Annotated in this window: 23 protein-coding genes; 20 read left to right on the forward strand and 3 right to left on the reverse strand. The window is 63.4% G+C overall.

Annotated features, from left to right (window positions below):
• Positions 1-14 precede the first annotated feature (14 nt).
• From EOC94_RS22035 to EOC94_RS22055, 5 genes are read left to right on the forward strand one after another with little or no spacing between them, the layout of a single operon-like run.
• A complete protein-coding gene (locus EOC94_RS22035) occupies positions 15-1,649 on the forward strand; it encodes an FAD-binding protein (protein ID WP_127293428.1) in 1,635 nt (544 codons plus the stop codon).
• Positions 1,646-1,969 carry a ferredoxin family protein gene (locus EOC94_RS22040; RefSeq protein WP_126105794.1) on the forward strand — a complete coding sequence of 108 codons (324 nt, stop codon included), beginning with the start codon at positions 1,646-1,648 and terminating at the stop codon, positions 1,967-1,969. Before EOC94_RS22035 ends, EOC94_RS22040 begins: the two co-directional genes overlap by 4 nt.
• A 17-nt stretch (positions 1,970-1,986) precedes the next feature.
• On the forward strand, positions 1,987-2,823 hold the full coding sequence (locus EOC94_RS22045; RefSeq protein ID WP_127293430.1) for an ABC transporter ATP-binding protein: 837 nt from the start codon (positions 1,987-1,989) through the stop codon (positions 2,821-2,823).
• A 10-nt stretch (positions 2,824-2,833) separates the two neighbouring features.
• The gene (locus EOC94_RS22050) at positions 2,834-3,742 is read left to right on the forward strand and encodes an ABC transporter permease (protein ID WP_127293432.1); all 909 of its coding nucleotides are present in this window, start codon (positions 2,834-2,836) and stop codon (positions 3,740-3,742) included.
• A gap of 40 nt (positions 3,743-3,782) precedes the next feature.
• Positions 3,783-4,817 (forward strand): aliphatic sulfonate ABC transporter substrate-binding protein, encoded by a 1,035-nt coding sequence (locus EOC94_RS22055; RefSeq protein WP_127293434.1) that lies wholly within the window; start codon positions 3,783-3,785, stop codon positions 4,815-4,817.
• A 67-nt stretch (positions 4,818-4,884) separates the two neighbouring features.
• Here the strand turns inward: EOC94_RS22055 and EOC94_RS22060 are convergent, their stop codons facing one another.
• A complete protein-coding gene (locus EOC94_RS22060) occupies positions 4,885-5,916 on the reverse strand; it encodes a LacI family DNA-binding transcriptional regulator (protein WP_095482648.1) in 1,032 nt (343 codons plus the stop codon).
• Positions 5,917-6,286: 370 nt separating this feature from the next.
• Between EOC94_RS22060 and EOC94_RS22065 the strand changes: the two genes are divergently transcribed.
• The 15 genes from EOC94_RS22065 to purU all read left to right on the forward strand — a co-directional run bounded on the left by EOC94_RS22065 (position 6,287) and on the right by purU (position 21,345).
• The gene (locus EOC94_RS22065; RefSeq protein WP_127293436.1) at positions 6,287-7,900 is read left to right on the forward strand and encodes an extracellular solute-binding protein; all 1,614 of its coding nucleotides are present in this window, start codon (positions 6,287-6,289) and stop codon (positions 7,898-7,900) included.
• A 77-nt stretch (positions 7,901-7,977) separates the two neighbouring features.
• Positions 7,978-8,838: a carbohydrate ABC transporter permease gene (locus EOC94_RS22070; RefSeq protein WP_127293438.1), complete on the forward strand. Its 861-nt coding sequence runs from the start codon at positions 7,978-7,980 to the stop codon at positions 8,836-8,838.
• The gene (locus EOC94_RS22075) at positions 8,835-9,794 is read left to right on the forward strand and encodes a sugar ABC transporter permease (RefSeq protein WP_127293440.1); all 960 of its coding nucleotides are present in this window, start codon (positions 8,835-8,837) and stop codon (positions 9,792-9,794) included. The genes EOC94_RS22070 and EOC94_RS22075 overlap by 4 nt, the downstream gene beginning before the upstream one ends.
• Positions 9,791-10,882 carry an ABC transporter ATP-binding protein gene (locus EOC94_RS22080; protein WP_127293442.1) on the forward strand — a complete coding sequence of 364 codons (1,092 nt, stop codon included), beginning with the start codon at positions 9,791-9,793 and terminating at the stop codon, positions 10,880-10,882. The genes EOC94_RS22075 and EOC94_RS22080 overlap by 4 nt, the downstream gene beginning before the upstream one ends.
• A gap of 4 nt (positions 10,883-10,886) precedes the next feature.
• Positions 10,887-11,963: an ABC transporter ATP-binding protein gene (locus tag EOC94_RS22085; RefSeq protein WP_127293444.1), complete on the forward strand. Its 1,077-nt coding sequence runs from the start codon at positions 10,887-10,889 to the stop codon at positions 11,961-11,963.
• A 35-nt stretch (positions 11,964-11,998) separates the two neighbouring features.
• Positions 11,999-13,096, forward strand: a complete 1,098-nt coding sequence (locus tag EOC94_RS22090; RefSeq protein WP_127293446.1) for a Gfo/Idh/MocA family oxidoreductase — start codon at positions 11,999-12,001, stop codon at positions 13,094-13,096.
• Between the two features lie 26 nt (positions 13,097-13,122).
• Positions 13,123-14,037 (forward strand): sugar phosphate isomerase/epimerase, encoded by a 915-nt coding sequence (locus tag EOC94_RS22095; protein ID WP_127293448.1) that lies wholly within the window; start codon positions 13,123-13,125, stop codon positions 14,035-14,037.
• A gap of 67 nt (positions 14,038-14,104) precedes the next feature.
• A complete protein-coding gene (locus EOC94_RS22100; protein ID WP_095482641.1) occupies positions 14,105-15,046 on the forward strand; it encodes a substrate-binding domain-containing protein in 942 nt (313 codons plus the stop codon).
• Between the two features lie 61 nt (positions 15,047-15,107).
• Positions 15,108-16,112: an ABC transporter permease gene (locus tag EOC94_RS22105; protein ID WP_245457993.1), complete on the forward strand. Its 1,005-nt coding sequence runs from the start codon at positions 15,108-15,110 to the stop codon at positions 16,110-16,112.
• On the forward strand, positions 16,109-16,891 hold the full coding sequence (locus tag EOC94_RS22110) for an ATP-binding cassette domain-containing protein (protein ID WP_164547311.1): 783 nt from the start codon (positions 16,109-16,111) through the stop codon (positions 16,889-16,891). Before EOC94_RS22105 ends, EOC94_RS22110 begins: the two co-directional genes overlap by 4 nt.
• Before the next feature lie 16 nt (positions 16,892-16,907).
• Complete coding sequence (locus EOC94_RS22115) at positions 16,908-18,089, forward strand: aldose 1-epimerase family protein (protein WP_127293450.1); 1,182 nt, start codon at positions 16,908-16,910, stop codon at positions 18,087-18,089.
• A gap of 91 nt (positions 18,090-18,180) precedes the next feature.
• Positions 18,181-19,269, forward strand: coding sequence for a fatty acid desaturase family protein (locus EOC94_RS22120; RefSeq protein ID WP_127293452.1), 1,089 nt, complete (start codon positions 18,181-18,183; stop codon positions 19,267-19,269).
• Positions 19,270-19,314: 45 nt separating this feature from the next.
• Positions 19,315-19,629: a MocE family 2Fe-2S type ferredoxin gene (locus tag EOC94_RS22125; protein WP_095482636.1), complete on the forward strand. Its 315-nt coding sequence runs from the start codon at positions 19,315-19,317 to the stop codon at positions 19,627-19,629.
• A 37-nt stretch (positions 19,630-19,666) separates the two neighbouring features.
• Positions 19,667-20,467, forward strand: a complete 801-nt coding sequence (locus tag EOC94_RS22130; protein WP_095482635.1) for a 3-methyl-2-oxobutanoate hydroxymethyltransferase — start codon at positions 19,667-19,669, stop codon at positions 20,465-20,467.
• A 29-nt stretch (positions 20,468-20,496) separates the two neighbouring features.
• Entirely contained in the window at positions 20,497-21,345 is an 849-nt protein-coding gene (purU, locus tag EOC94_RS22135; RefSeq protein WP_127293554.1) for a formyltetrahydrofolate deformylase, read from the forward strand.
• A gap of 17 nt (positions 21,346-21,362) precedes the next feature.
• On the opposite strand, the gene hutH is transcribed toward purU, so the two are convergent.
• Positions 21,363-22,844 carry a histidine ammonia-lyase gene (gene hutH, locus EOC94_RS22140; protein ID WP_127293454.1) on the reverse strand — a complete coding sequence of 494 codons (1,482 nt, stop codon included), beginning with the start codon at positions 22,842-22,844 and terminating at the stop codon, positions 21,363-21,365.
• Entirely contained in the window at positions 22,841-23,842 is a 1,002-nt protein-coding gene (locus tag EOC94_RS22145) for an ornithine cyclodeaminase family protein (protein WP_127293456.1), read from the reverse strand. Before EOC94_RS22145 ends, hutH begins: the two co-directional genes overlap by 4 nt.
• Positions 23,843-23,927 lie beyond the last annotated feature (85 nt).

Raw genomic sequence — 23,927 nt, forward strand, 5'->3', positions numbered from 1 at the left:
TTCCGTGAGTGATCATGCCGAAGACTGCCAGAGCCGTCCGATCCGCTCCCGAAAGGCTGCACCTCGCAGCCGATGTGCTGGTGCTGGGCGGTGGTCCGTCGGCCGCCTGGGCGGCGGTCGCCGCGGCTGAGAACGGTGCGACCGTGGTGTTGGCCGACAAGGGTTATCTCGGCACCAGCGGCGCCACGGCGCCGTCGAACACCGGCACCTGGTGCGTGCCGCCGGGCGACAACAGGCATGCGGTGGTCGAGCGGCGCTGGCAGCGCACCGGCGAGCTTGCCGACCAGCGCTGGATGCTGCGCTGCGTCGACACCGCCTACCGCAACCTGCTGCAACTTTCTGAGTGGGGCTATCCGTTTCCGAGCGAGGATGACGGGCGGCTCTACATCGCCAATCTGCGCGGGCCGGACTATATGCGCTTCATGCGCCGCCGGGTGCTTCTGGCCGGCGTCACCGTGCTCGATCATCATCCGGCGCTCGAACTCCTGTCCGACGGCGATGCGATCGTCGGTGCGGCCGGGGTCGGCCGCCAGGTCGAGCGCGACTGGCGCGTCGATGCCAGGGCGGTCGTGCTGGCAACCGGCGGCTGCGCCTTCCGCGAACGCATCCTCGGTTCGACCGGGCTGACCGGTGACGGCTATCTGATGGCGGCGGAAGCCGGCGCCAGCCTTTCGGGCATGGAATTCACCGGCAAGTACACGCTGGCGCCGCAAGGCTCGTCGCTGAACAAGGGCTTGCCGTTCCGCTGGGCCTCGTTCCACCGCGAGGACGGATCCGCGATCCTCGGCCCGACCGGCGAGCCGCTCCGCAACGGCATCGGCGACCGTGAGGAGGAAGTGGCGCGTGCGCTGATCGAGGGGCCGCTCTATGCACGGCTCGATCAGGCCGAACCCGCGCTGCAGGGTTGGCTGCGCCAGGGACAGCCGAATTGCTTCGTGCCCTATGACCGCGCCGGCATCGATCCCTTCAGAGACCTGTTCCGCATCACGCTGCGCGCCGAAGGCACGGTGCGCGGCACCGGCGGCATCGACATCGTCTCCGACGACTGCGCCACCGGCGTGCCCGGCCTGTACGCTGCCGGCGATGCGGCCAGCCGCGAGATCATGACCGGTGCGGTGTCGGGCGGCGGTGCTGTCAACTCGTCTTGGGCGCTGGCCAGCGGCTGGTGGGCGGGCAAGGGTGCCTCGACCCACGCCAGGCGCCGCGGCGGCAAGGCGTTCCGCAGCGAGGTGCAGCCGCTCGGCCAGGCCGGTCTGCGGCCGGCGGCTTCGCCGCGTGCCGATGTTTTCGCAGGCGAGGTGATAGAAGCCGTGCGCAATGAGGTCACACCGCTCGACAAGAATTTCTTCCGCAGCGACACCGGCCTGGAAAAGAGCGGCGAGCGGCTTGAGACGCTGTGGCGCGACGTGCGTGATCACCTGCAAGGCGAGGGACTGGAGCGGATCCGCACGCGCGAAGCCGCGTCGATTGCTGCCGCCGGGCGCTGGTCGATCGCTGCCGCACGTTATCGCAACGAGAGCCGCGGCATGCATCGCCGCACCGATCTGCCGGGCAAGAACCCCGCCTTCGCGCACCGGCTGGTAATCACCGGCGTCGATGATTTCCGTATCGGTGGGGCGCCCGAACGGTTGGCGGAGCTGGCGTCATGATCGAGATCGTCTCGGCCACGCGGTGCGTCGAATGCGACATCTGCGTCAAGGTCTGCCCGGCCAATGTCTTCGACGCGACGGGCGGCGTGCCGGTGGTCGCGCGGCAGGAAGACTGCCAGACCTGCTTTCTCTGCGAAATCTACTGCCCGACCGATGCGCTCTACGTGGCCGAGGTCGCCGAAGGTCCGACCGGCATCAGCGAGGCGGAGGTCGAGGCACGTCATTTGTTCGGCGGCTATGCCCGTGCGCTCGGCTGGAAGCGCGGCAAGGCCGGCGGCTCGCAGCTCGACCCGACGCACCGCATCCGCGTGGCGCAGTGAAACGATCGGAGACAGACATGGATCGCATCGTCGTCAGCGACATCAAGAAGACTTTTCAGCTCAAGCCGGGACAATCCATCACCGTCGATGGCGAGGCGACCGACCGCGTCACCGTGCTCGACGGCGTCGATCTCGCCATACGCAAGGGCGAGTTCATCACGCTGGTCGGGCCGAGCGGGTCGGGCAAATCGGTGCTGCTCGATATCATCGGCGGGCTTACGTCGGCGACCAGTGGCGGTGTCCAGCTCGATGGCAGGCGGATCACCAGGCCGGACCCGAAGACCGGCTATGTGTTCCAGCAATATGCGCTGTTTCCGTGGCGCACGGCGCTGGCCAATATCGAATATGCGCTGGAAGTGCGCGGCGTGCCCAAATCAGAGCGCACCGCCACGGCCCGCCATCTTCTGTCGCTGTTCGGCCTTGCCGGTTTCGAGGACCGCTTCCCCAACCAGCTTTCCGGCGGCATGCAGCAGCGCGTGGCGATCGCCCGGGCACTCGCCAGCAATCCGGAAGTGCTGTTGATGGACGAGCCGTTCGCCGCCCTCGACCAGCAGACGCGCGAGATATTGCAAGGCGAGCTGCTCAGGATCTGGGGCAAGATCAAGACCACCGTGATCTTCGTCACCCATTCGATCGACGAGGCGATTTTCCTGGCCGATCGGGTCGTCGTCATGACAGCACGCCCGGGCACGGTGAAGGAGATCATCGACATCGACCTGCCGCGGCCGCGCGACGGCGATATCCGCGCAAGTGCGGCCTTCAACAATCACCGCGCCCGCGTCTGGGAAGTGCTGCGCGACGAAGTCAACAAGGCGCAAAAGGACTGGACGCTGTCGCCGGCGTTCAGCCACTGAGGAGTTTGGCATGGCCTATCTGACCGAAAAGTTCGGCCCTGCCGGCGGCTTTCAATCGTTTGCCGGAGCCGGTGAAGCGGTGGCCGCCGCCAGGGTCCCGGCAATCAAGGCCCGCAGCGCTACCCCGGCCGTCAGGCGCAGGAGAGGAGCCGGCTTCGGCACGTTCATCTACGGCCTGCCGCTGCTTGGCCTGTTCTTTCTCACCTGGGAAATCGCGCCACGGCTCGGCTGGCTGAACCGCATCTTTTTCCCGCCGCTGAGCGAGGTGCTGGTCGCGTGGTGGGATCTGCTCGCCTCCGGCGTGCTGGTCGAGCATATCGGCATCAGCCTGCAGCGCGCGGCGATCGGTTTCGCGCTGGGCGTGGTCGTTGCCATCCCGCTCGGCCTGCTGATGGGGCGCTATTCGCTGTTCGAAAAGGTCTCCGATCTTTTGGTGCAGACGCTGCGCAACACCTCGCAATTCGCGCTGCTGCCGGTGTTCATCCTTCTGCTCGGCATCGGCGAGGAATCGAAGGTGGCGATCACCTTCTACTCCTCGGTGTTTTTCCTGCTGGTCAACACGATCAGCGGCGTCAAGTCGGTCGATCCGCTGCTGATCAAGGCGGCGCGCTCGATGGGCACGTCCGACTTCGACCTGTTCCGGAAGATCATCCTGCCGGCCAGCATTCCCTCGATCGTCGCCGGCGCGCGGCTCGGCGTGAAATCTTCGCTGTTCGCGGTGATCGGCGCCGAGATGCTGGCCGCCAAATCCGGTCTCGGCTTTCTCATCCAGAACTCGCAACTGATGATGGAAACGGCCGACATGTATGCCGGCATTCTGACGCTCACCGTCATCGGCCTTGTCGTCAACTATCTGCTCGTCTGGTTCGAGCGCTGGGCAACTGCCTGGAAGGGCCAGTCGGAAGCCTCAATGATTTGAACCAACCAAGCAGTTCATGCCAATCAGGAAGGAATTTCAGATGTCCAGGATATCTTTCAGTGCATTACGCCGATTGCTCTTGCAGGGCGCCATAGCCGCGGCCGTCGGCCTCGTCGGCGCCTCTATCTTTGTCGTGCCTGGCTTCGCGCAGGACAAGCCCGAGGTCATCCGCATCGGCAGCACCGCACCGGGGCATCTCAAATTCATCCTCGCCCAGCAGCATGGCTGGTGGGAAAAGGAATTCGCCAAGGACGGCATCAAGGTCGAACTGGTTACCTTCAACGGCGGCTCGGAGGCGACCACCGCATTGGCGACCGGAGCGATCGAGGTCACCTATACCGGCAACAATCCAGCGCTGCGCGTCGCCGCGTCCGGCGCCGACGTCAAGCTCATCGGCGTGTCGAGCTATGTGAAGGCAGGCGGCTCCTCCATCATCGTCAAGACCGACTCGCCGCTAAAGACGCTGCAGGATCTGAAGGGCAAGAAGGTCGCTTATCTCACCGGCACGGTACGGCATTCGAATTTCAGCAAGGCGCTGAACAGCGTCGGCCTGACGACCAGCGACATCGAAGGGCTGAACCTACCCTTCGAGGCGTCAGGGCCCTCACTGCTGCGCGATGACATCGATGCCATTGTCGAGACTGACTCGACGGCGGCCAAGCTGGTCGACACCGGCGAGGCCCGCGTGCTCTACGACACCAGCACGCATCCGGAATGGAACGTGCCGAACGTCATCTCCGTCAACGGCGCCTTCGCGGCGAAATACCCCGATCTCGTCAAGCGGCTGCTGAAGGTCGATATCGAGATTTCGCGCTGGGCCGACGCGCATCCCGACGAGACGATCAAGACCTTCGTCGAGGCGACCAAATCGTCGGAAAAATCCGTCCGCAAGACCTACAGCCAGGGCCTGTTCTACCAGGATCCGAAGCTCACCGACGATGCGATCGCGGCGCTCAAGGGCGAGGAGAAGTTCATGGCCGGCGCCGGGCTTTTGAAAGGCTCGATCGATTATAGCAAATGGGTCGACAAGAGCTTTGTCGATGGTGCTTATACGGAAGTCGCCGCCGTCCAGTAGACTTAGTTGAAAATGCTGCGGGGCTGCGCCAGCCCGCGCGGCCTCTCTCTCATCCCTGAGGTTCCGTTCAGATCTCCGGGATGCTTTCCCTGAAGATCACCTGCAAGCGCGGCTGGTGCAGTTCGTAAGGCAAGCCCCTGACCGCGTGGCTCAAAGTGTTCAGTGCTTCGCGGGCCTCGACGCGCGGGTTCTGGTCGATGACCGCGTCGAGCGTTCCGTCGAGTAGAAGCTCTTTGGTGCCTTCCGTCACCTCGTGGCCGAGAAACACGGTCGATAGCGCGCGCCCGCGCTCCTTCAGCGCCCTGGCGATGCCGGTGTTGCCGGCGCCGACATTGTAGATCGCGGCCAGATCCGGATGCCGGTCCAGCAGCGCGGAGGCCTCTGAATAGGCCTTTTCCCGGTCGTCGAGCATTTCGCGCATCTCGACGATCTGCAAATTGGGCGATTCCTCCGTCAGGATGTGGCGGAAGCCCATCTCGCGCTCCTCGTGGCCGCGATAGGAGAGCGAGCCGGCGAACAACGCGACCTTGCCCGGACGATCAGTGCCCATGAAGCGGTTGAGCAGATAGCCGGCGAGGCGGCCGGCGGCACGATTGTCGATGCCGATATAGGCAACCCTCGGCACGTGCAGGATGTCGGACGCGATGGTGACGACCTTGACGCCGCTGGCCGACAGCGAGCGGATCGCTTCGCGGACGGTCGGATGGTCGAGCGCAATGACGCCGACGCCTTGCGTCTGGCCATGCAGGTCCTGCAGCAGGCGGGCGAGCCGGTCGGGATTGAAGCCTTCAATCGTGGCGACGCGCACGTCGAGATCGGGCCGCGCCTGCGCCTGCGCCTCGATATGCCGGTGCAGCATCTTGATGAAGGAATTGGTGCCGGCGGGCAGCGCGAAGTCGAGCCGCATGACATCGCCGGGCAGCGCCGTACGTGAGTTCGGGCTGTTCGAATTTTCGGCGATGTAGCCTAACCGCTGCGCCGTTTCGAGCACGACTTCGCGGGTGCGCGCCCTGACGCCGGCGCGGTTGTTGAGCACACGGTCGACCGTGGCGGCGGAAACACCGGCTTCCCGGGCTATGTCTGTCAGCGTGGACCGCACAGTCGATCACCTCATGCTAGGGCGCTACGGGCGCATCAAAATCACGGATTTTAACGGACGGATGCCGGACGATGATTTCATTGCCATCCGCGATTCTGATGGGAAATGATGTATCCGGCCTTAGCCGATGCGCAAGCCGGCGCGCTACACCAAATCGCCTGGGCGGACCACAACTTGCTGGCGTGGTGCATGATTCCCTCAAATGCAAGCATCGGATGCTGTATGGTGATCTCAGCAGAATGCATTTTTCCTCCTCGATTGCGATGTTATGACGTGTTTTGATTATTTATGATGTTGACAGCCTTATCCCAGTGCCGTCAATATCCATCACGAGGGCCATGGAGGAACAAGGCCCGAGGGAGGATTTCCAATGTCGAATTTGATCCGCATGTCGCGGCGCCGTTTGCTGGCGTCCGGTGGAAAGGCGGCAGTGCTTGTTGCCGCAGCAGGTATCGCGCCAAAATTCATCCGTCCCAGCCGCGCCTACGCCGCCGACGCACTCGCGCCGGGCATGATCGGCGGCCCCACGGGCTTCGACGGCTCGGAGCGCTATCAGTATGGCCCAGATACGCCGGAAGGCCGCGCCATCGAGGCGGCCAAGGCGATGAAGGGTGCCGGCAAGGCGCCGGCCAAGATTGTGCTCGGCCTGTCCGACGGCTCGATCGGCCAGCTGACGCAGCCGTTTCCCGCCGGCGCGCCGTCGATCAAGGATCTGTGGGAAAAGGAAACCGGCATTCCGCTCGAAATCGTCGGCGTGCCGAATGGCCAGGAATTCACCAAGACGATGCAGGACATCTCCACCAAGGGTGGGGCCTATGACATCTATGCGGTCGAGTGGAACCGCCTCGGCGACCTCGCCGAAACCGGCGGCATCCTGAAGCTCGACGACTTCGTCGCCCAGCATAAGCCCGAATGGGACGACCCCGAGCGCGGCTATGTTAACGGCGCTAAGGGCGTGTCGCTGCTCAACCAGTATCGCGGCTCGACCTATGGCGTTTCGCTGGATGGCGATTTCCAGACCTGGGTCTACCGCACCGATCTGTTCGGCGACACGGCCGAGAAGAAAGCCTTCTCCGACAAGCATGGCTACGAGTTGGCGCCGCCGAAGACCTGGAAGCAGCATGACGAGGTCGCGGCCTTCTTCCAGCGCCCGGACAAGGGCCTGTTCGGCTCGACCGATCTGCGCAACCAGGGCTGGGGCTACACCAACTGGTATCAGCGTTATGTCTCAATGGCTTCGCCCGACCAGTTCCTGTTCGACGACACCGGTAATCCGCTGATCAATTCCGAGCAAGGCATTGCTGCGACCAACGAGTACATTGCATCGCTGGCCCATCACTCGCCGGATGCGATCTCGTGGGGCTGGCCGGAACAGTACGGCAATTTTGCCAAGGGCGGTGCCGCCATGACCTGCGCCTTCTCCAACCTGCCGAAATTCCTCGACAATGCCGGCAACAAGGATTCAGCTGTCACCGGCAAGATCGGCTCGATGCTGCCGCCGGGCCGCGAGATCGACGGCAAGCTGATCAGCCGTTCGGTGCTTTGGCTCAATCTGTCGGCTTCGGTCTCCTCGCAGGCCAAGAATCCGGAGGCCTGCTACCTGTTCCTGCAATGGCTCGGATCGAGCCGCATCTACGCCTGGATGACCGCCAATCCGGGTGGCTATTTCGATCCGTTCCGCCTGTCGGATTTCTCCGACCCGCTGGTCCGCCAGACCTACCACGCCTACCACATGGATGTGGTGCGCGAGACGGTCGCCCGCACCGTGCCGACCATCAACTACCCCGGTGCCACCGCCTTCCACAATGCGCTGGACGAGAACCTCGTCGCCGCGTTGACCAAGGCAAAGACCGCCGAGCAGGCGATGGCCGACACCGAGGCCGAGTGGAAGAAGATCGCGCGCCGGACCGGCGAGGAGAAGCTTCTCGAAGCCATCAAGACCAACAAGGAGGCATGGCCCACCGTTCTCGATCCGATCAGCTGATCCTCCCAGGATCGCGCCAAGGGAGGGGAGGAGTTGCTCTTCCCCTCCGCAAACGATGGTACCAGCAAAGCTGCAAGATGAAGCGTTCAATTCCCTTCGCGATATTCCGCTATGCCGCAATATCAGCGGCAATGGCGGTGACGCTGGTTCCGATCCTGTGGATGGTGTCGATGGCCTTCAAGCCGATCGCCGAATGGTCGGCGACCGGCGCTGACCTGACTTGGTGGCCGAAGAACCCGACACTCAGCAATTTCCGCTTCGTCTTTGGTGAATCGACCAACAATCTGATCGTCGCGCTCGACCGCACCGCCCTGAAGCCGATCCTGTCGTCGCTGCTGTCGGCGGTATTCGGGACGGCGATCGCCATGTCAGCGGGCACTGCGGCGGCCTACGGGCTATCGCGCTTCGGCTCGGGCCAGAACCTGCCGCTGGCACTGATCCAGCTTCGCCTGTTTCCGCCCATGGCGGTCATGACCCCGGTGATGATCATGTGGGCCTTCCTCAACTTCACCGACAGCTGGTGGGGGCTGTCGCTGATCTACGGCATCGTCACGCTGCCTTTTGCCTTCTGGCTGATGAAGACCTTCTTCGACGACATGCCGCGCGAGATCGAGGAGGCAGCACTGGTCGAGGGCTGTTCGCGGTTGCGAGTCTTCACCCGCATCACACTACCGATGATGCGCGCGCCGCTGGCCAGCGCCGCGCTGTTTGTCTTCATCCTCAACTGGTCGGACTATCTGATCGCGCTGCTTCTGACGACGCGCGAATGGGTGACGGTTCCCGTCTACATGGCGTCGCTCTCCTCCTCGATGACCGGACAGCTCTATGGCGCCAAGGCCGCGCTCGGTCTGATCGCCGCGGTGCCGCCGGTCATCATGGGCATCGCCATCCAGCGTCATCTGGTGCGCGGGCTGACGTTCGGGGCGCTCAAGCAATGAGCGCGGTGACTGCGACGATTTCGGAGGACGTGATGAAGACCGTCCAGGCAAAGCCAGCCTTGCGGGACGAAGGCGCAAAGCTCGGCTTCCGGCTGACATTGCCGGCGCAGATCCTGGTGCTGTTCATCGCGGTCTTCCCGCTGTTGATGCAGCTGTACATCAGCCTGACCGACTGGTCACCGCTTTCGGGCCTCGGCTGGTGGAGCGCCTGGTCGCTATGGAACAATTTCGCCAATTACACCGACCTTGCTGCCGATGCGCGCTTCTGGAGCGCGCTGAAGCGCACGGCCGTTGTCATGATCATCTGCGTGCCGGCGGAATTCCTGCTGGGCTTGGCGCTCGCCACGCTGTTTGCCGACGAGTTTCCGGGCAAACGGATCTTCTACTCGATCCTGTTGATGCCGATGATGGTGGTGCCGGCGGTGGCCGGCTACATGTTCTTCATGCTGTTCCAGTCGGGCGGTCCGGTGAACGACATCCTGTCGGCGATATCAGGCTTTCCCGTCACCATCGCCTGGCTTTCGGACCCGACGCTGGCGCTCATCGCCGTCATGGTTGCCGACATCTGGCAGTGGACGCCGCTGATGTTCCTCATCCTGCTTGCCGGCCTGGTCGGCGTGCCCGAGGACCAGATCAAGGCGGCGACGCTGCTCGGCGCCAATCCCTGGCAGCGCTTCGTCACCATCGTGCTGCCGAAGATGAAGACTATCATAATCATCGCGCTGGCGATCAGGATGATCGAGAACTTCAAGATATTCGACACGCTCTACATCATGACCGGCGGCGGCCCCGGTGTCGCCACCGAGACGATCTCCGTCTACATCTACAAGCTCACCACGCAGGACCTGATCTGGGGCTATGTCGCGGCGATCGCGCTGGCGATCTTGATCGTGTTGTCCATCGCCGCGGTCTTTGCCATGAAGCGCATGGCCCGGGCACGCGAGGTGACGGCATGAGCGCCATCCATCTGCAGAACCTGGTCAAGAAATTCGGCGACTTCACCGCGCTGAAGACGATGGACTTGGCCATCGCTGATGGCGAGTTCATGGCGCTGCTCGGGCCGTCCGGCTGCGGCAAGTCGACAACGATGAACATGATCGCCGGCATGGAAGAGCCGACGGGTGGCAAGATCCTGTTTGGCGAGCGCGACATGGCCGGCGTGCCGATGGGACGCCGCGGGGTCGGCTTCGTCTTTCAGAACTACGCGATCTTCACCCATATGACGGTGCGCCAGAACCTCGCCTACGGCCCAAAAATGCGCGGCGCGCCAAAGGCCGAGATCGATCGCCGCGTCGGCGCCATTGCCGAGATGCTGCAGCTGACGCCGTTGCTCGACCGCAAGGCCGACCGGCTGTCGGTCAACATCTTGCAGCGTGTGGCGATCGGCCGTTCGGCGATCATGGAGCCGGCGATCTTCCTGCTCGACGAGCCGCTGTCGAATGTCGATGCAGCCTTCCGCGCGGTGATGCGGACCGAACTGAAGCAGCTGCAGCGTCAGTTCCGGCAGACTATGGTCTATGTCACCCACGACCAGCTCGAGGCGATGACCATGGCCGACCGTATCGCGGTGATGGACCATGGCGTGCTTCAGCAGGTCGGCACACCGCTCGAGGTCTACAACAATCCGGCCAATGTCTTCGTCGCCCGCTTCATCGGTGCGCCGGGCATGAACCTGCTCAAGGGCAGGCCAGCGGAAAGCGACCGGGGCCTGGTCGTCGACCTCGGGCCATTCGGTGCGACGCCGCCGCTGCCGGCCAAAATCGCCGCCGCGGTGCGGGGCGCGCGGGGCGATGTGCTCTACGGCTTCCGCCCGGAACAGGCGGCGCTGGTCAAACGCGGCCAGGGGCTCTCCTTGCCGGTAACCTTCGTCGAGCGCATCGGCGCGCGCACCATCGTGCATCTCGGCCTGGGCGAGAGCGCAGTGAAGGCGGTGTTCGACAATGATGTCGGGCTGGCGATCGGGCAGACAGCGGTCGTCGCGCCTGCCGCGCAGTCGGTGCGCGTCTTCGACGCCGCCACCGGCCTTGCCATGAAAGTGGGCTAAGACCATGGCCGATATAGTCTTCCGCAATGTGACGAAACGCTACGGCAACACGCTCGCCGTCGATGACGCCTCGTTCACGGTCAACGACAATGAGTTCTTCTGCTTCTTCGGCCCGCCGCTGTCGGGCAAGTCGACGGTGCTGCGCCTGGTGCTCGGGCTTGAAACGCCTGACGCGGGTGAAATCCTGATCGGCGGCAGGCCAGTCAACACCGTGTCGCCGGCCGAGCGCAACATCGCCATGGTGTTCCAGAACCTGGCGCTGTTTCCGCATATGAGCGCGCGCGACAATGTCCGTTTTCCCCTGGTCGAACGCCGGGTCGCCGAGGCCGATATAGAAAGGCGTGTCGCCGATGTCGCGGCCAAGCTGCATATCGGCCACATCCTGCACAAGCCGCCGGCGCAGCTTTCGGGCGGCGAGCGGCAGCGCGTGGCGATCGCCCGCGCGCTGGTGCGCGATCCCAATGCCTATCTGATGGACGATCCAATCTCGGCGCTCGATGCCAGGCTGCGCGAGGAGACGCGCGTCGAGCTGAAGCGCATCCAGCGCGAGCTCGGCAAGACGCTGATCTATGTCACCCACGACCAGGAAGAGGCGATGTCGGTCGCCGACCGCATTGCCATCCTGGAGGATGGCAAGATCAGGCAGATCGGCGCGCCGGCCGAGATCTATGATCGCCCGGCCAGCACCTATGTGGCGCAGCTGCTCGGCTCGCCGATGATGAATATCTTGAAATCGGTGCGCGGCGAGGGCGGCGTCGAGGCGGCGGAAGGCGCGATCCGTATCGCGGACAAGGCTGCTCCGGCCGATGCCGTCGAGATCGGGCTCAGGCCGGAAGATATCAAGGTCCGGCCATGGCTGGATGGGGAAATATCGGATGGGCGCGCGGGCCGCCCGGCGCGGGTGTTCGAGGTCGAGCCGCTTGGCGGCTACACCGTGGTGACGCTCGCTGCCGGGCAGGCGCGCCTGAGGGCGCTGCTGCGTGGCCAGCCGGACATAAGGCCGGACGCCATGGTGGCGATATCCTGTGAGCCGGCCAGAGTGCATTATTTCGGGCAAAGCGGCGGAGCGCTGGCACGATGACGGCGGCTGCAAGAAACGAGCTTCGGGAGGATCAGATGGCAAACAACGGGTTCGAGCCGGACGTGAAGGTCCGCACGAAAGAGTATAGAATCGGCTGCGTCGGCGCCGGCATGATCATGGCCGAATGCCATCTTGCTGCCTATCACGATGCCGGCTTTCCGGTGGTGGCGATCGCCTCGCGGACCAAAGCCAGCGCCGAGAAGGTCGCAAGGCGCTGGGAGATCCCGACCGTCCACAGCACGCCTGAACAACTGATCGAGGACGAAAATGTCGAGATCATCGACCTTGCCTTTCCGCCGGACCAGCAGCCGGCGCTAATCCGGCATGCGCTGAAGCAGAAGCACATCAAGGCGATCCTGGCGCAGAAGCCGCTGGCGTTGTCGCTCAAGGATGCAATCGAGCTGCGCGACGAGGCGGCCAAGGCCGGCAAGATCCTCTCGGTCAATCAGAACATGCGCTATGACCAGTCGATGCGCGTGCTGAAGCAGATCATGGACAGCGGCGCGCTTGGCGACATCGTGTTCGCGCAGATCGACATGCACGCGATCCCGCACTGGCAGAGCTTCCTCGAGGACTACGATCGGCTGACGCTCGCCAATATGAGCGTCCACCACCTCGACGTGCTGCGCTTCCTGTTCGGCGATCCCCTGGAGATCACCACGCTGACCCGTAAGGATCCGCGCACCCGCTTCGATCATTCGGACGGCATCACCGTTTCGACGCTGCGGTTCCCGTCCGGCGTGCTCGCCGTGTCGCTGGAGGATGTCTGGTCCGGCCCGCGCCAGGAGGGCTACAAGGACGACCAGCACATCAACTGGCGCGTCGACGGCACCAAGGGCGTCGCCAAGGGCACGATCGGCTGGCCGACTGGTTCCGCCTCGACGCTGACCTATGCTTCGACCGAAACCACTGGCGGCGAATGGGTGACGCCAAGCTGGGACACGATGTGGTTCCCGCATGCCTTCATCGGCGTGATGGAGCAGCTCCAGCACGCGGTGAAGACGGGTGAGCCGCCGGCACTTTCCGTCGCCGACAACGTCAAGACCATGGCGCTGATCGAAGCCGGCTACCGCTCGATCAACGAGGGCCGCACGGTCAAGCTTTCCGAAATCTCGACAAACCCAATCAGCTGAATCACTTACAGGGAGGACTTCATATCATGATGCAGGCAGGTATTTTCACGGGCTATTTCCCGTACAGCCTCAAGGAAACCGCGCAGAAGATCCGCGCCCTCGATTTCAACACGGTGCAGCTCGACCTGCATTTCAAGGACGTTGACCTGTCGGCCGGGCAGATCACCAAGGACAAGGCCCGGGCTGTTCGCGACACCTTCCGCGACCACAATCTGCCGGTGTGCTGCGTGTCGGGCTACACCAACATTATCCATCCGGACAGAGCGGAGCGCGAGAAGCGAGTCGGCTATCTCAAGGAGATCATCCGCAGCGCCCGTGATTTCGGCTCGCCCTACGTGATCTCGGAAACCGGCACTTACAACACCGAGTCCGATTGGGTGCACCATCCCAAGAACAAGACCGAGGAAGGCTTCGAGGAATGTCGCAAGGTCATCGCCGACCTTGCCCAGACGGCCTATGATCACGGCGCGGTGTTCCTGCTCGAAACCTATGTCAACAATGTCGTCGGTTCGGTCGAGGAGACGGTGAAGATGTTCGCACAGGTCGACCATCCTGGTCTCGGCCTGCTGATGGATCCGACCAACTATTTCGAGACGCACAACATCGATAGGATGGACCAGATCCTGAACCAGGTGTTCGACACCCTGACCGACAAGATCAGAATAGCCCACGCCAAGGACGTCAAGCGTTCGGGCGGCGATAAGTCGGAGAAGCACGCCGATATCGGCGACGAGGACGCGCTGGAGAGCCACACTTTCCGTGGTGTCGGCGAGATCGAGCTGCCGGCGCCCGGCCTCGGTTCGCTCAACTACGACCTCTATCTCAAGCGGCTTGCCGAAAAGCACCCGAACATTCCGGTCATCATCGAGCATCTCTCGGAAGACGACGTGCCGCGCGCCAAGAAATTCCTCGACGGCAAGTTCCGCGCCAACGGCCTCTGATAGGAGTCCTGCGTCGCCGCTATGCGGCGGCGCTTTCCACCGGGAGGAATATAATGGAGGAAGCGAAATGTTGAAATTCGGATTGAAACTGGCGACGGCCGCGACTTTGTTGGCAGGGATAGGGTTGGGCTCGCCGGCATTCGCACAGGACGGCCAGAAGACGTTCTATCTCCTGTCGCATGGCGGCCCATCGGATGCATTCTGGCTCGACTGGAATGCCGGCGCCACCAAGGCCTGCGACCAGCTCAAGGTGACCTGCAAGATCTCCTTCAGCGGCGGCGACATGGCGGCGCAGAAGGAGGCCTTCAACTCGGCACTGGCCGCCAAGCCCGACGGTATCGGCACCACATCGGCGCAGCCCGGCCTGTGGACCGAGGAGGTCAAGGCGGCGAAGGCTGCGGGCATCCCGATCGTGTTCTTCAACACCGATGATCCGGCAACCGGGCGGCAGGCGTATGTCGGCGCCGACCTCAAGGAGGCCGGCGTCATCTGGGCCAAGTATCTGGTCGACAACAAGATGGTGAAGCAGGGCGACAAGGTGTTCCTGCCGGTGGAGGTGCCGGGCGCCAGCTATCAGCAGCTCGAGACCGAAGGCATCGCCAGCGTCTTCGATCCGCTTGGCATCAAATATGACGTGGTCGATTGCGGCACCGATCCAGCCGGCATCATCGCCAAGATGACCGACTATATGGTGGCCAACAATCCGCCGGCGATCATCGCACTCGGCGATTCCGTGGCGGCCAGCATCAAGCGGGTGTTCGACGGCGCCGGCGTGCCGGCCGGCAAGATCCCGGTCGTCGGCTGGGGCAATTCCAAGGAAACCGCTGAAGCCGTCAAGGCCGGCTTCGTCAACGCGGCCGCCTGGCAGTTCCCGTCGGCGCAAGGCTTTATGCCGGTCGCGCTGCTCGGTCTCGCCGCCTCGGGCGAACCGATCGGCTACGACATCCACACCTTTAGCCTCTACGACGCGACAAGCGTCGAGCCGATCCTGAAACTCTACAACAAGTGATGGAAATTGACGTCCACCGCGCAGGCGGCGGACGTCGCTCCACGATATGGTTCAAACCGTTATGACAATTGCCGCAGAAGAGGAAATGCCGGGCGTCAAGCGCAGGTCGAGCCTGATCCGCTCGCCGCAATTCTCCTCGCTCGTCATCCTCGTCGTGCTGTTGGCGGCGTTCGCTATCGCCGACGCCAACTTCCTGTCGCCGCTCAACATCTCCAACATGATGGCGTTCCTGCCCGAGCTCGGCATCATCGCCCTCGGCATGACGCTGCTTCTGACGGCGGGCGAATTCGACCTTTCGGTCGGTGCCGTGTTCGGGCTCGCGCCGGTCGTGGTCATGCTTCTGGTGCAGAGCGGCCAGGTTGATATCGGTGTGGCGCTGCTTGCCGGGCTGTTGTTATGCGTGGCGATCGGGGCCATCAACGGATTGATCGTCACCAAGATCGGTATCTCCTCCTTCCTGGTGACGCTGTCGATGCTGCTTGTGGTGCGAGGGGCGGCGCTCTACATCACACAAGGCTTCCCGCTGAAATCCTGGGACCAGCCCGGCTTTTTCGTGACGCTGCTGGCTGGGAGCTTCAACATCGGCTCATTCCGGTTCTACACCTCGTTGTGGTGGTTCGTCGGCCTGTCGCTGCTGGCAATCTACGTGCTGCACTACGCCAAGCTCGGCAACTGGATCAGCGCCGTCGGCTCCAATCGGAATGCGGCGGTGGCGCGCGGCGTGCCGGCCGATGCGGTCAAGATCTGGCTGTTCATCCTGACCTCGGTGCTGGCGGGTCTGGCCGGCATGATCAGCGCCTTCCGCATCTCGGCTGCCTCGCCGGTGGCCGGCACCGGCTACGAACTCGAAGTGATCGCCATGGTGGTGGTCGGCGGCACGGCGCTGACCGGCGGGCGCGGCACGATCCTGGGCACGATCGTCGGCGCGCTGATGCTGCGCAGCATCCGCAACGGCATCGTGCTGATCGGCGTGCCGGGGCTCGCCTACAACATCTTCGTCGGCGTCATCATCCTCGCCATGCTCATCCTGCACGCTTTGCTGCAGAAGAACGCCGCCAGGAGCTGATCATGGAAGTGCTTCGGCTGCAGAACCTGCAAAAGTCCTTCGGTAGCGTCCGCGCCCTGAAGAGCGCCTCCTTCACACTCAACGAGGGCGAGGTGGTGGCTCTCCTCGGCGACAATGGCGCCGGCAAATCCACCCTGATCAAGGCGATCTCCGGCGTGTTCCCTGTTGACCGCGGCGAGATCTATGTGCGCAGCCAGAAGGTCTCCATCCGCTCGACGCGCGACGCGATGGATCTCGGCATCGAGACCATCCACCAGGATACGTCGCTGGCGCCGGATCTCAGCATCGCGCGCAATCTGTTTCTCGGTCGCGAGCCGGTCAATCTCAAATGGTTGGGCGTGTTCGCGCCGCTCGACCTCGCCAAGTTGCGCGACGCCGCCTCGGCACTTTTGAAGCGCGTCGGCATCTCGAAAAAGCTCGACGCCGATGCGCTGGTCAGCACGCTGTCGGGTGGCGAGCGCCAGTCGATCGCCATTTCGCGGGCCATGCAGTTCGCCGCCAAGGTCATCATCCTCGACGAGCCGACCAATAATCTCGGTGTCGAGGAAACACATGGCGTGCTGCGCTTCGTCAAGGAGGTCCGCGCAGCCGGTCATTCGGTGCTTTTGATCACCCACAATATCCACCATGTCTTCCAGGTCGCCGACCGCATCATCGTCATGCGCCGCGGCGAGATTGTCGCCGAGCAGACGGTCGCCGATACCGACCTGTTGACGGTGGAGAGCATCATCACCGGCGCCGACATGTCGGCCCTGCTCAAGGAGACGAGAGCGAAGTGAAGGAATTGGCCGTCAAATGGTAGAGCTTTACGGCAAGACGCTTTCGCGCCGGCAGGTCTCGGAACGCTCCGGCATGCTGTCGCAATTCGCCGGCGTGCGGCTGATGACGCTCGGCGACGGCGTGGAGCGAGGCATCCGCATGCTCGAATTTCGCACCGGCTCGGGATTGCGCTTCACCGCGCTCGTCGACCGGGCGCTCGATGTCGCCGACTGCGACTTTAGGGGACAGGCGATCGGCTGGCATTCGCCGAGCGGCTTTCGCCATCCCGGCCTGCACGAGTATGAAGGCGAGGAGGGGCTCGCCTGGGCGCGGTCGTTTTCCGGCCTGCTGCTCACCTGCGGTCTTGACCATATTCTGTTCATGAATGAAGTGCCGGCCGACAGTTACAATTATCCGCCGAAGAAGACGGTGCGCCATTCTCTGCATGGCCGCGTCAGCACCATTCCGGCGCGGCTGACCGGTTATGGCGAGACATGGGACGGCGACCGCTGCGTGCTGTGGGCCGAGGCCATCGTCCAGCAGTCGACGGTGTTCGGCGAGGACCTGCATCTGCTGCGGCGGATCGAGGCCGATGTCGGCGGCAACGAGATCCGGCTGTCGGACCGGGTCGTCAATCACGGCTTCAACCGGACGCCGCATATGTATTTCTACCACATCAATGTCAGCCACCCGGTGCTCGACGAGGGTTCCCGCTATCTGGCGCCGATCCGTGATGTTGTCTGGGCCGGCCATGCCGGCGAGCGCTACGAGGCGCAGAACGTCGGTTACCGCACGATGCCGGCACCGCAATTGGGTTTCCAGGAACAGGTCTGGCAGCACGAGCTCGGCGCCGACGCCAAAGGGGAGGTGCCGGTTGCCGTGGTCAACGACCGTCTTGGCCTCGGCCTTGAAGTCGTCACCCGCAAGGACCAGTTGCCTTGCGCCTATGAGTGGCAGAATTTCCAGGCAGGGCAGTATGCGCTGGGCATAGAGCCGTCGACGCATCATGTGCTCGGCAATCTGGCCGCGCGCGAACGCGGCGAGATGATCTGGCTGGAGCATGGCGAGAGCCGCTCCTACAATGCGGTGTTCCGGGTCCTTGACGGTGCCGACGAGATTGCGGCGGCCGAAAGCCGAATTGCTGACATCGCCAGGCAGCCGCAGCAGGATTATCCGCAGCCGTCAGGCAATTTTCCGGTGCTCGGAGACAGGTCGTGATGATGACGAGGACGATGCGAAGCACCAGTTGGGAGGCTGGGTCCGGTCGGAGCGGGGAGGGCTCGCGGCCCATCAGGATTTGGAGGTCACAATGGCTGGCACAGTGAAGCGCGACTACAGCCTGGTCGGCGAGAGCACACGCAGGGCGATCGAGACAGGGCTGGCTTCGGCCGAATGGTATCACACCGACGTCTCCCGCAAGGCAATCAAGGAGTTGATGCAACGGTCGGATGGCCCGGCGATCCGCGACACGATCATCTGGATCGTCGCTATCCTGGGCTCGGCGGCCGGTGGCGTCTATTTCTGGGGCACCTGGTGGTGTGTGCCGTTCTTCTTCGTCTACGGCGTGCTGTACGGCTCCTCCAGCGACTCGCGCTGGCATGAATGCGGCCATGGCACTGCCTTCCGCACGCGCTGGATGAATGATGTGGTCTACCAGATCGCCAGCTTCATGCTGATGCGCAATCCCGTGACCTGGCGCTGGAGCCATGCCAGACACCACACCGATACCATCATCGTCGGACGCGATGCCGAGATCGCCGTGATGCGCCCGCCGGACCTTTTGCGCGCAGCGCTCGCCTTCACCGGTATCCTCGATTTTCGCTATTCGCTTCCGGCGCTGGTGCGCCAAGCGTTCGGCAGGCTCACGCCCGACGAGAAAAGCTACGTTCCCGAGATGGAGCAGCACAAGGCCGTCATCGCTGCGCGCTGGCATGTCGCCATCTACATCGCCACGATTGCGCTCGCCGTCACTATGCGGTCGTGGCTGCCGTTGGTGCTCATCGGCGTGCCGCGCCTCTACGGCACCTGGCACATGGTGCTGACCGGCCTGCTGCAGCACATCGGCCTGGCCGACAATGTGATCGACCACCGGCTCAACACCCGTACCGTATACATGAATCCGATTAGCCGCTTCATCTACTGGAACATGAACTACCATGTGGAGCATCACATGTTCCCGATGGTGCCCTATCATGCGCTGCCCAGGCTGCATGAGTTGATCAAGCACGATTTGCCGGAGCCGAACCCGTCGATGTGGCATGCCTATCGCGAGGTTTGGCCGGTCCTCCTCAGGCAGCTCAGATATGAGGATTATTTCCTCAAGCGTGAGTTGCCGCCGACGGCGCGGCCCTATCGTGGCGAGTTCCACGAGGTGAACATGTCAGCGGCGGCGGAATAGGCACTGCACACCCGCCGCATTACAGAAAATTCAGGAGAAGTAGAGATGGCCGATTGGGTCGAAGCGTGCGCCGTGGACGATGTCGAAGAAGAGGATGTCATCCGCTTCGACCATGGCGGCCGCACCTTCGCGATCTACCGTTCCCCTGACGACGAATTCTTCGCCACCGACGGGTTTTGCACGCATGAGAAGGCCCATCTGGCCGACGGGCTTGTCATGGACGACATCATCGAATGCCCCAAGCACAATGGCCGCTTCAATTACAAGACCGGCCAGGCCAAGGGGGCTCCCGTCTGCGTCAATCTTGTGACCTACCCGGTCAAGGTCGAGGCCGGTAAGGTGATGATCCAGATCGCCTGACCGGCCTTCCATTCACGCAACAAAGGGACCAAACTCGATGAGCCGTAAAAGACCCACGATCGCCGATCTGCGCGCCATGAAGGGCAAGCGGCAACTGACCATGCTGCGCGTGTTGACGATGGATGAGGCCGAGGCCGCCGAAAGGGCTGGGATCGATATCGTCTCGGTGCCGCCGGAGCTGGTGCTCAACCCGCAATACCGCGATGCCGCACCCAGCCTGTTCACCATGCCGGGCGACAATTTCTACGAGATCGGCACAGCCGACGATTTCGTGCGCTGGGCGTTCCGGCTCTACAAGGCGAGCGCCGACGCGGTCTATTGCAGCGCTGGTTATGCCACCGTCAAACGGCTGGCCGATGACAATATACCGGTGATCGGCCATGTCGGACTCATTCCATCCCGCGCGACCTGGACCGGTGGCTTCAAGGCCGTCGGCAAGACCGCCGACAGCGCCATGCAGATTTTCGAGGCAGTCAAGCAGTATGAGGCCGCAGGTGCTGTCGGCGCCGAGATCGAAGTGGTGCCGGTCGAGGTGGCCAAGGCGATTTCGGAACGGACGTCGCTGATCATGCTGTCGATGGGAGCGGGCACCGGCTGCGACGCGCAGTATCTGTTCGCCGACGACATCCTTGGCCAGAACCGCGGCCACATGCCCCGCCATTCCAAGGTCTACCGCAATTTCGCCGCTGAATATGACCGCCTGCAGGCGGAACGCATCGCCGCTTTTTCCGAATATGTCGCCGACGTGAACAGCTTGGCCTATCCCGAAGACAAGCATGTGGTGCATATGGACCCGGACCAACTCGGTCTGTTCATGAAAAGGGTCGACGGCGCGTGAAACCTGACGGCAATGCTGCAACTGGCGATATGAAGCCGGTTCATATTCTCACTCTTTCGTGTGAAGACCGGCCGGGGGTCGTTGCCGCCGTCACCACCGAGCTTGCCGCGAACGGCGCCAACATCGCCGAAAGCAGCCAGTTCTGGGACCGGCAGAGCAATCGCTTTTTCATGCGGATCGCCTTCACCAGCCCGGCAGGCTCGACGAAGGACGATCTGGAGCGAGCCCTGAAATCGTCCGTCGACCGGTTCGGGATGAAGACCGCGCTGGTCGATCAGGCTCGTCGCCCGAAGATCATCGTCATGGTTTCGAAGTTCGACCATGCGCTTCTCCATCTGCTTTACCAGATCAGGGTCGGCTGGCTGAATGCACAGGTCGCCGCCGTCGTCTCCAATCATGAAGACGCCCGGCGCTTCGCCGAGATGGAAGGCATCCCCTACCACCATTGGCCCACGACCAGGGAAAACAAGGCCGAACAGGAGCAGAAGCTGCTGGACCTGGTGCAGGAGACGGGGTCCGAGCTCGTCGTCCTGGCGCGCTACATGCAGGTGTTTTCGAAGGGACTATCCGACCGGCTTTACGGGCGGGCGATCAACATCCACCATTCCTTCCTGCCAAGCTTCAAGGGCGCAAAGCCGTATCACCAGGCCTTCGACCGCGGCGTCAAGCTGATCGGCGCGACAGCGCATTACGTGACATCCGATCTCGACGAAGGCCCGATCATTGAACAGGAAACCGAGCGCGTCACCCATGCGATGAGCGCGGAGGATTTCGTGGCCGTCGGCCGCGACATTGAAAGCCGCGTGCTGGCGCGGGCCGTCAAATTGCATCTTGAGGCCCGCGTCATGCTCAACGGCCACAAGACAATCGTCTTTTGACGAGCGGTCGTTCGGCGCTACGCCTGCCACGATCCACTGGTGAGCGCTGCGTAAATCGCCTCGGCATCGATACCTTGGGGCCTGTCCTCGTTGAGCGGCAGGACGAGCGTGCGGACTGCCGCATGAATCGCGGCGGTCGCTGGCGCCAGGTTCAGCCCGTTGCGCAGGTCTACGGCCTGTGCGGCGGCCATCAGCTCGAAGGCGATCAGCCGCTGCCACAGCACGATCATCTCGGCGCATTTGGAGACGGCCAGCGGTGCTTGCGTCGCATGGTCCTCGACGCCTTCCGAGACCGAGAGGAAATCGAGCATCACCGGATTGGCCTTGTGGCGGATGGCGGCGAGGATCGCGCTCACCGTCTTTTGCAGCGGCACGAAACCGGCCGAAGCACCGCCGACCGGCGACAGATATTTGGGCAGGCCGTTGCGGCCTGAACTGGTGAGTTGGACGAAGCGAGCAGCACAGGCAGCCGCACATTGAGCGATGGCTAGGCCAAGCGTCTCGAAGGCCAGTGACAGCGACGGGGTGTGGAAATTGCCGGTCGACAGCACCATGTCGTCATCGCCCAGTACCAGCGGGTTGTCGGCGGCGGCGTTGAGCTCGATCTCGACGGCTTGCCTGGCCTGATCGATTGCCTGCAACAGTGCGCCATGGATCGATGGCATGCAGCGGATCGACAGCGGGTCCTGCAAGGTCGTCGGCATCGGCGCCTTGTCGCGGGCCAGCAGATCGCGCAAGCCTTGCGCGGCCCGCTGCTGGCCAGCGGCCGGTCGCGCCGCCTGCAAGCGCGGATCGAGGATCGTCTGGTTGGCGCCGATGCCTTCCACGGTCAACGCGCCCGCCTGCTGTTGTTGTGCGAAGGCGGACAGTGCGTCGGCCACCGCCAGCGCGCCGCTGCCGGCGGACACCGCCGAGGCGCTTATCAGCGACAGCCCGTCCTTGGGGGCGAGGCTGGCGGGGGCGAGGCGCGCCATTGCCAGCGCCTTGGCCGCCGGCATGCGCCGGCCCTGAAAGTCGGCTTCGCCGTCGCCGGTCAGCATGCGGCCGAGCGTTGCCATCAGCACAAGGTCGCTGTCGCCGATCGAGCCCAGTGACGGCATCACGGGATGCACGCCGGCATTGAGCGCGTCGATGAGTGCGACGAAAACCTCCGATGAAATGCCTGAACCGCCGGCCGAAAACATCGCCGCGCGGGCAAGCATCGTCGCCCGCACGATGTCTTGCGGCAGCGCGTCACCCACCGCACCACTACGCCCTTCCAGCAATTGGCGCTGGAAGGCGCTGGCGTCGCCGCTGATTGACGCGCCGAGATTAGCGCCGAGACCGGTGTTGAGCCCATAGATCGGCTGGCCCGAAGCGGCGACGCGATCGAGCACCTTGCGCGCTCTTTCCAGCCTATCGATGACAATGGATGCCACCTCGACCTTGCGTCCGTCACGGGCAACCGCCGCGACATCCTCGACCCTGATGCCGACCCCGGTGAGGATGAGCGCGCTCATGCGAAGCGCAGCCGCTGGCCGATGTTCTGCGCCTGCGCCTTGGCCAGCATCGCTTCGCCCAGCGCGATGTCGGAGAGCGACAGGCCGCGATGCCAGAACAGGATCGTCTCGTCGTCGCTCTCACGCCCGGGCTTGAGGCCGGCAGCGATCTGGCCAAGTTCGGCGTGCAGCGTTCTTTCGCTGAGGCGTCCGGCCTCGACATGGGCGCGCAGCGAGCCGAATTTGCCGCCCTTGCACTGGCCCCAGTCGTCGACGACGATCTTGGCCATGATGTCGGTCAGCGACAATTCCACCGCGCTCATCGTGCCGTAGGGCATCACCAGCGCGCCGGGCTTGATCCATTGCGTCTTCAGCAACGCCTGCGGTTCCAGCAGCCGCGAGGCCTCGACGACGATGTCGGCGCCTTCGACGCAAGTGCGCCAGTCGGCGACCGCCGTGACCTTCTTGCCGAGATCGGCGGATAGCTTTGCGGCAAAGCCGTCGCGGCTTTCGGGCCGGCGCGAATGAACGCGAATCTCGTCGAAGTCGAAGAGATGGTCGAGCAGGCGCACGTTCCAGTAGGCGGTGCCGCGGGCGCCGACATGGCCGAGGATCTTCGATGTCTTTTTCGCCAGATGTTTTGCGCCGATGGCGGTGACGGCGCCGGTGCGCATGTCGGTGATCACGGTGGCATCGAGGATGGCACGCGGCGTGCCGGTGCGCGGATCGAACAGGTTGAGGATGCCGAATTCCGACGGCAGGCCGTGCAGGTAATTGTCGACATAGTCGCCGACGATCTTGACGCCCGCCGAATCGAGCGGCGCGACGTAGCCGCGCAGGACGTTGAAATGGCCGTTGAAGGACGGGTCCGGCTCGAGATGGACGCGCGGCTCGATCACCGCCTGGCCGTTGCCCTGCGCCACCAGCCCGGCCTCGACCGCTCCGATGATTTCTGCATCGGTCATATCAAGCGCTTCGATATCGAGGGCGTTGAGATAATCGATGTAGATGGGCTTCATGCGCACACAATTCCTAAGTCAGAAGAGGTTCGATGGCGAGGTTCAGTCATCGCATAACAGGTCGCGATACGACACGAAAGTTTGT

The organism is Mesorhizobium sp. M6A.T.Ce.TU.016.01.1.1, assembly GCF_003997065.1.
GTDB lineage: Bacteria > Pseudomonadota > Alphaproteobacteria > Rhizobiales > Rhizobiaceae > Mesorhizobium > Mesorhizobium mediterraneum.

Bases quoted from the DNA above. Each gene is read 5' to 3' on its own strand.
- EOC94_RS22035 (WP_127293428.1), top strand. From the start codon at position 15: ATGCCGAAGACTGCCAGAGCCGTCCGATCCGCTCCCGAAAGGCTGCAC.
- EOC94_RS22040 (WP_126105794.1), top strand. From the start codon at position 1,646: ATGATCGAGATCGTCTCGGCCACGCGGTGCGTCGAATGCGACATCTGC.
- EOC94_RS22045 (WP_127293430.1), top strand. From the start codon at position 1,987: ATGGATCGCATCGTCGTCAGCGACATCAAGAAGACTTTTCAGCTCAAG.
- EOC94_RS22050 (WP_127293432.1), top strand. From the start codon at position 2,834: ATGGCCTATCTGACCGAAAAGTTCGGCCCTGCCGGCGGCTTTCAATCG.
- EOC94_RS22055 (WP_127293434.1), top strand. From the start codon at position 3,783: ATGTCCAGGATATCTTTCAGTGCATTACGCCGATTGCTCTTGCAGGGC.
- EOC94_RS22065 (WP_127293436.1), top strand. From the start codon at position 6,287: ATGTCGAATTTGATCCGCATGTCGCGGCGCCGTTTGCTGGCGTCCGGT.
- EOC94_RS22070 (WP_127293438.1), top strand. From the start codon at position 7,978: ATGAAGCGTTCAATTCCCTTCGCGATATTCCGCTATGCCGCAATATCA.
- EOC94_RS22075 (WP_127293440.1), top strand. From the start codon at position 8,835: ATGAGCGCGGTGACTGCGACGATTTCGGAGGACGTGATGAAGACCGTC.
- EOC94_RS22080 (WP_127293442.1), top strand. From the start codon at position 9,791: ATGAGCGCCATCCATCTGCAGAACCTGGTCAAGAAATTCGGCGACTTC.
- EOC94_RS22085 (WP_127293444.1), top strand. From the start codon at position 10,887: ATGGCCGATATAGTCTTCCGCAATGTGACGAAACGCTACGGCAACACG.
- EOC94_RS22090 (WP_127293446.1), top strand. From the start codon at position 11,999: ATGGCAAACAACGGGTTCGAGCCGGACGTGAAGGTCCGCACGAAAGAG.
- EOC94_RS22095 (WP_127293448.1), top strand. From the start codon at position 13,123: ATGATGCAGGCAGGTATTTTCACGGGCTATTTCCCGTACAGCCTCAAG.
- EOC94_RS22100 (WP_095482641.1), top strand. From the start codon at position 14,105: ATGTTGAAATTCGGATTGAAACTGGCGACGGCCGCGACTTTGTTGGCA.
- EOC94_RS22105 (WP_245457993.1), top strand. From the start codon at position 15,108: ATGACAATTGCCGCAGAAGAGGAAATGCCGGGCGTCAAGCGCAGGTCG.
- EOC94_RS22115 (WP_127293450.1), top strand. From the start codon at position 16,908: ATGGTAGAGCTTTACGGCAAGACGCTTTCGCGCCGGCAGGTCTCGGAA.
- EOC94_RS22120 (WP_127293452.1), top strand. From the start codon at position 18,181: ATGGCTGGCACAGTGAAGCGCGACTACAGCCTGGTCGGCGAGAGCACA.
- EOC94_RS22125 (WP_095482636.1), top strand. From the start codon at position 19,315: ATGGCCGATTGGGTCGAAGCGTGCGCCGTGGACGATGTCGAAGAAGAG.
- EOC94_RS22130 (WP_095482635.1), top strand. From the start codon at position 19,667: ATGAGCCGTAAAAGACCCACGATCGCCGATCTGCGCGCCATGAAGGGC.
- purU (WP_127293554.1), top strand. From the start codon at position 20,497: ATGAAGCCGGTTCATATTCTCACTCTTTCGTGTGAAGACCGGCCGGGG.
- hutH (WP_127293454.1), bottom strand. From the start codon at position 22,844: ATGAGCGCGCTCATCCTCACCGGGGTCGGCATCAGGGTCGAGGATGTC.
- EOC94_RS22145 (WP_127293456.1), bottom strand. From the start codon at position 23,842: ATGAAGCCCATCTACATCGATTATCTCAACGCCCTCGATATCGAAGCG.